The sequence below is a fragment of the Pseudescherichia vulneris genome, assembly GCF_902164725.1.
Classification (GTDB): domain Bacteria; phylum Pseudomonadota; class Gammaproteobacteria; order Enterobacterales; family Enterobacteriaceae; genus Pseudescherichia; species Pseudescherichia vulneris.
In genome coordinates this window covers 4,217,608-4,221,660 of record NZ_LR607338.1, presented here as the reverse complement: position 1 = coordinate 4,221,660, position 4,053 = coordinate 4,217,608, and the positions used below count along the sequence as shown (strand labels likewise).

General features: G+C 58.9%; 4 protein-coding genes. 2 read left to right on the top strand and 2 right to left on the bottom strand.

Annotated features, from left to right (window positions below; all coding sequences use genetic code 11):
* The first annotated feature begins 170 nt into the window (after positions 1 to 170).
* Both FN633_RS17610 and FN633_RS17605 read left to right on the top strand, forming a co-directional pair.
* Complete coding sequence (locus FN633_RS17610) at positions 171 to 1,238, top strand: HlyD family secretion protein (RefSeq protein ID WP_154058651.1); 1,068 nt, start codon at positions 171 to 173, stop codon at positions 1,236 to 1,238.
* On the top strand, positions 1,228 to 2,298 hold the full coding sequence (locus FN633_RS17605; protein ID WP_154058649.1) for a DUF2955 domain-containing protein: 1,071 nt from the start codon (positions 1,228 to 1,230) through the stop codon (positions 2,296 to 2,298). The genes FN633_RS17610 and FN633_RS17605 overlap by 11 nt, the downstream gene beginning before the upstream one ends.
* Here FN633_RS17605 and FN633_RS17600 read toward each other — a convergent pair whose 3' ends face one another.
* Positions 2,299 to 3,570, bottom strand: coding sequence for a DUF445 domain-containing protein (locus FN633_RS17600; protein WP_154058647.1), 1,272 nt, complete (start codon positions 3,568 to 3,570; stop codon positions 2,299 to 2,301).
* 41 nt (positions 3,571 to 3,611) lie between these two features.
* Positions 3,612 to 4,053, bottom strand: a 442-nt coding sequence (locus tag FN633_RS17595) for a VOC family protein (RefSeq protein ID WP_154058986.1), incomplete at its 5' end; no start/stop codon positions are given.

Genomic DNA, 4,053 nt, shown 5'->3' with positions numbered 1-4,053 from the left:
CTATAAGAATTAGCAGGGGCAGGCCTTTCGCATTCCATGCTCTTTACCTGTTCATTTCTTGATAGTTTCCCTGATAAGCATTAGCTTACCCCGCTTTTGTCAACCGACGCCGCTGGCATGCCTGGTGCGCCGCTGCATCACCTGCACTAACACCGTAAGACATAATAATTATGATGACGCCTGAACAAAAATTCGCCCGCTGGGTAAGGGTCAGTATTGCCTCTTTCCTGCTGATGTTTATCTATTTTATCGTTGCGGATATCTGGATCCCGCTAACGCCGGACTCCACCGTAATGCGCGTAGTATCGCCCGTTTCCGCCCGCGTCTCGGGCTATGTCGCCCAGGTCTATGTGCATAACAACAGCCAGGTGAAGAAGGGCGATCTGCTGTTTGAGCTGGACCGTACGCCGTTTATCAACCGCGTGGAGGCGGCGCAGATTGCACTGCGGCAGGCGCATCTGACCAACCAGCAGTTGGATGCGCAGATCTCCGCCTCGCAGGCGAGCCTGACCAGCGCCCAGCTTACCGCCCGCAACGATAAAGCCACCTTTGATCGCTATCAGCGCCTGAGCACCACCCAGAACGTCTCCCAGCAGGATCTCGATAAGGTACGCACCGCGTGGCAGTCCAGCGAGCAGGCGGTCAGTAACCTACAGGCAAACATCCGCGCGCTGCACATTCAGCGCGGCGACCGGGATGATGCGCATAACGTTACCCTGCAGAAGTACCAGAACGCGCTGGAAGAGGCGCAGCTGAACCTGGGCTGGACGCAGATCCGCGCCGAAGCGGATGGCACCATCAGCAACCTGCAGCTCAGTCCCGGCTGGTACGCCTCTGCCGGATCGGCAGCGCTGGCGCTGGTGAGCAACCATACCGATATCGTGGCCGACTTCCGTGAAAAGAGCCTGCGCCACACGAAGCCTGGCACGGATGCCGCCGTGGTGTTTGATGCCCTGCCGGGCCAGGTGTTCCATGCTCGGGTGACCTCCCGCGACGCTGGGATACTGGCTGGTCAGGAGGCGGTGAACGGCGAGCTATCCCAGCCGGAGACCTCTAACCGCTGGGTGCGCGATGCTCAGCGGATGCGCATCCACGTCGTGCTGGATGAACCGCTGGCGCAGCCGCTGCCGACCGGCGCGCGTGCCACCGTTCAGCTCTACAATAGCGAAGGGCCATTTGCCCATTTCTTCTCCGGCCTGCAAATCCACTTGGTTAGTTTGCTGCATTATGTCTATTAGTACGCTGGCCCGCTTTTTCTCGCCTCACGATAAGGTTGTCTACTCGGCGAATGATTTCCGCCAGACGCTGCGTATTGCGCTGGCGGGGACACTGGCCCTGAGTATTTCGAGCTTCTATAACGTTCAGTACGGCGTCTTCTTTGTGGTCTATCCGCTGATGCTGATGTCGCTGGTACCGGTCTTCAATGGCCACGTGGCGAGACAGTTTATCTTCAGCTCGGTCATCAACTGCATTGAGATGGTGCTGATCATCGGCTTTCTGTCGCAGTGGCCGGTGATCATGACGCTGGTGGTCTTTGCTCTGTACGTGGTGCGCTTTCGCTTTATGAGTCAGGGGCCGCTGTTTCTCTTCGGTTCGATGGGGGTGGTGTGCCAGAGCACGATGCTCAACTTTATGAGCTATCCCACTAACGACTGGCACGTGCTGTTCTTCTCAAATATTGAAGCCTGCGTGATGGCGGTCTGCCTGAGCGCGCTGCTGCACTACCTGATCCCGGACGTCGAGCCGCGTATGCGCCCGCCGGTTATCGAGAAAGACGCTGCCCGCATCCGCCATGAATCTCTGCTCTCCGGCACCGTGGCAACGGTGATCTTTATCGTCTTCCAGGTGTATAACCTCAGCGACTCGCTGTCGGCACTGATGGCGGGCGTGCTCAGTCTCTTCCCGATGAGCTACCGTGGCGCGGTGCTCAGCTCAATATGGCGAATCGCCGGCGTTGTGCTGGGCTGCTTCTATATTCTGCTGATCCAGCTGGTGCTCTACGATCACAGCAGCCATATGCTGCTGATGATGCCGCTGATCTGTCTCGGACTAGGGGTGGGTGCACGGCTGCATACCATGGAGAAGGTGGGGGCGGGCGTGGGCTTCGCCAGCATCACCACCCTTGGGATCATGTTCGGCCAGAATATGCACCCTAATCAGGATCTGGTGTTCAGCGATCTCTACCGTATCGTCTCGGTCACCGTGTCGCTGTTCATTACCCTGACGCTGGTGTTCCTGGTTCACCTGCTGCTCAACCGCTTTCCGGCTACGCGCTATGTGATACCGCCGCCTGCCTGATCAGCCAGCAAATAGCCCCGGCAGCTGCGACAGGAGCCAGAGGATCAGCCCGATGGTGCCGCCAACCAGCGTGCCGTTGACGCGGATAAACTGCAGATCTTTGCCGATGTTGAGCTCGATCTGCTGCGACATCTCTTTTGCATCCCAGCTCTTGACCGTGTCGCTGATGTGGCGGGTCAGGAACTGGGCAAACTCCGGGGCCACGCTGCGGGCGGCCTGCTCAAGATGCTGATTAAATGAGGCGCGCAGGGCGCTGTCCGCCACCAGGGTTTCGCCAAACCACTGTCCGGCCTCAGCAATGCGCAGCTGCACTTTTGAGTTGTCACTCTCCATATCGGTCTTCAGCCAGTTGCGCAGATCGCCCCACAGCTCGCCCAGATAGCGGTTAAACGCTTCGTCCTCTTTCAGGTAGGTCTTGGTGCTCTCCGCCCGGGCGGCCATCTCTGGGTCGTTCTTCAGCCGATCAATAAGCTTAAGCGTGGCTTTGTCGAACGCCTGGCGGATCTGGTGGGCCTGGTCATGGCTGATGTCATCCAGAAGGGAGTTCACCGCGCTGGAGACCATCTCCGCGCTCTGCTCCCCCAGCCATTCGGTCGGCAGCAGCTTCGCCTTACGCGGGTGCTCGGTCTTCAGCCAGCGCACAATGTGGTGGGCAATAAAGTCGCGAGTGCTCTGGCGCTGGATCAGCGTTAAGAGCTGGGCGATCAGCGAGTCCAGCAGTACCTGGTGACGGTTGTTTTTAGTCAGGCTCTCCAGCACCAGCGCGGTGGTGCCAGAGAGATCGACCTTGTCGATCGCCTTGTGCACGGCGCGCTTGAGCAGGTTCTGGATGCGGGCATCATCGGTGAGATCGAGAAAGCCGCTCATTACCTGCAACAGGTGCTGACCCACGCGGCGGGCGTTATCTGGCTGGCTGAACCAGGTGCCGATCATCAGTGCGGGCTCGTGGCGGCGAATCAGGGCGATCAGCGACTGGGTATCGAGAAACTTCTCCTGCACGAAGATACCGAGATTGTCGCCGATCCGCTCCTGATTACGCGGAATGATCGCCGTATGGCGAGAAATAAAGGGCAGTGGCACGCGGCGAAATAGCGCCACTACCGCAAACCAGTCGGCCAGTGCGCCCACCATTGCTGCTTCGGCAACGGCCTTTACTGCGCCTACCAGGCGGGTGGGCGGCAGAAAAAGGGTGGTAGCAAAGGTCGCCGCGGCGATCAGCAGCAGCGACAGGGCCAGGCGCTTGGCCCGTTTAAGTTCGGCTAATTTATCCATCTACTCATCATAGATCTCTGACGACTAAATAGAAATCCCGATCAGGGTTTCCAGCGTCGCGAGGCGGTCTCTTTCTCGTAGGGCATAGGGGAAGGACGAGAGATAAATTCAATGATCCCGCCCCAGGGCGTGCTGCCGTAGCAGAACTGATTGCCGTCGCCATACTCGGTAGGGAAGGTAAGGGGTTTGGGCTCGGTAAACATCTTGCCGCCCGCCTCCGCAAAGCGCTGCGTCGCCTGCACGATGTCATCGGTGTAGACCGCAAAGTGCTGCAGGCCATAGTCGCTGGCCCGCTGGGGTTGATCCTGATCCGGCCCCTGCATCTCAAACAGCTCAATGCCCGGCCCGTTGTGCAGCTTGAGCATTCTGACCGCTTTCACCTGCGTGCCCGGTGCAAGGCGCAGCGTATGCTGCTGGGCGTCCTGATCGATCTCCTGACCAGGCGAGACGGATTCATAGAGCAGCTCTGCACCCAAAGCGGCA